1 protein-coding gene and 1 pseudogene are annotated in these 1,616 nt (G+C 73.5%); both read right to left on the reverse strand.

Annotated features, from left to right (window positions below; all coding sequences use genetic code 11):
• Positions 1–148: 148 nt before the first annotated feature.
• The gene (locus ABZ641_RS36505) at positions 149–463 is read right to left on the reverse strand and encodes a DUF6480 family protein (RefSeq protein ID WP_359988826.1); all 315 of its coding nucleotides are present in this window, start codon (positions 461–463) and stop codon (positions 149–151) included.
• Between the two features lie 233 nt (positions 464–696).
• Positions 697–1,616, reverse strand: a pseudogene (locus ABZ641_RS36510) (hypothetical protein); the annotation flags it as partial.

Genomic DNA, 1,616 nt, shown 5'->3' on the forward strand with positions numbered 1-1,616 from the left:
GGTGTCCATGCCTCTCCTCGGGCCTGCCGCCGCACGGACCGCGACGGGACGGCCCAGCCTGTCACGCTGCGGCCGGTGAGGTGCCCGCGGGGTGGCGGAGCGACGACGACAGGGGCGGCCGACGGCCCATCAGAGGGCGGCGATCAGGTCAGAAGGCGGCGATCCGGGCCACGGCGAAACCCGCACAGGCGATCACCAGCACGGCGATCAGCGCGATCGGGATCCAGCCGGGCCAGGCGTCGTGGAGTTCGACGGGCTCCGGCAGGGAGATCCCGTGGCAGGTGGACGCCTCGCACTCGGGGGTCTCGGTCGGCGGCACGGCGGGCACCGGCGCCTCCGGACGGGCGGTGCCGGCCTCGGGTCCGGCGACCGCGGGTGCGGCGACCGCGGGTGCAGCGGGCCCGGACGGGGCGGATGCGCGGGCCCCGGTCGGGGCGGATGTGCGAGGGAGGGTGGTCGACATGACGGCCTCCGGTGTGTCGGGGGATGACAGTTCAACGGTCACGCCCGGGCATGCCGGAGGCCGGTCGCATCGTTGCCGCACCGGATCCCGGCAGTCGGCTGTGGGTCACCGCGGTCCGTTGCCGATCACGGCGGTCCGTTGCGGATCGCGGGAGTCCGGTGCTGGTTCTGCGGGTCACCGCGGACGGCCGCGGACCTCGGGCGGGCCCGGAGGTGCGCGGTCCGCAGGTGGCGTCACTCGTGCGGGTAGGTCCGGAAGACGTTGCCCTTGGTGTCCGACGAGAGGTAGCCGCTGCCGTAGGCGTCCGAGAGGTAGACCCGGATGGTCGGCGTCCCGTCGAACATGTCCGGGCCGATGATCAGGTAACGGCTCGTGGGGTTGGGGACCTTGAGCGTGTCCTTGGCCTTCTGCAGGAGGCCCGGGATGATGCTCCAGTCGTAGCCGTTCAGGTCCACCGGCTTGTCGTCGCCGATGACGCTGCCGCCCGGGGTCTTGCTGGTGTGGCCGTTCCGGTAGTCGATCCGGTCGTACAGCTTGGGGTTGTCGGTCTTCGGGGTCTCGGCGATCGCGTACTCGGGGTAGACCGTCAGCTCGTTGATCATCGAGGTGCCGGCGACCGGCTTGATCGCGTCGACCACCGCCTTGACGCCGTCCGTGGAGAGCAGGTCCTTGGGCGCGGCGTTCTTGCCGCCGGCCTTGGTGGCGGTGGCCGCCGGCGTGCCGGTGCCGGTGGTGCCGGTGGTGCCGGTGGTGCCGGCCGCGGTGCTGCTGCCGGTACTCGTGCCGGTGGCGTTGGAGCCGGTGCCGCCGTTGCCGTCCTGGACGTTGTTCCAGACCAGCACGCCGGCGAGCACGGCGCCGGCCACCGAGGCGGTGAGCAGCACGGTGCGGCCGCGCGACGCGTTGGCCGGGGGGTGGTTCGGGTGGCCGTTCTGCGGTGTCCAGGCGTTGGTCGGGCCGGTGGACGACTGCGGGTGACCGTAGCCGCTCATACCGCCGGTCGGGGACTGCGGGAACCCGTACCCGCCGCCGTTCGGGCCGGACGGCACCGGCGGCTGCGCCTGCGGGAAGCCGTAGCCTCCGGCGGGCTGCTGCGGGTGGCCGTACCCGGCGACGGGGCCGGTCGAGGGCTGCGGGTAGCCGTACCCGGCGG

Origin of the sequence: Kitasatospora sp. NPDC007106, assembly GCF_040634455.1 — a bacterium.
GTDB lineage: Bacteria > Actinomycetota > Actinomycetes > Streptomycetales > Streptomycetaceae > Kitasatospora > Kitasatospora arboriphila.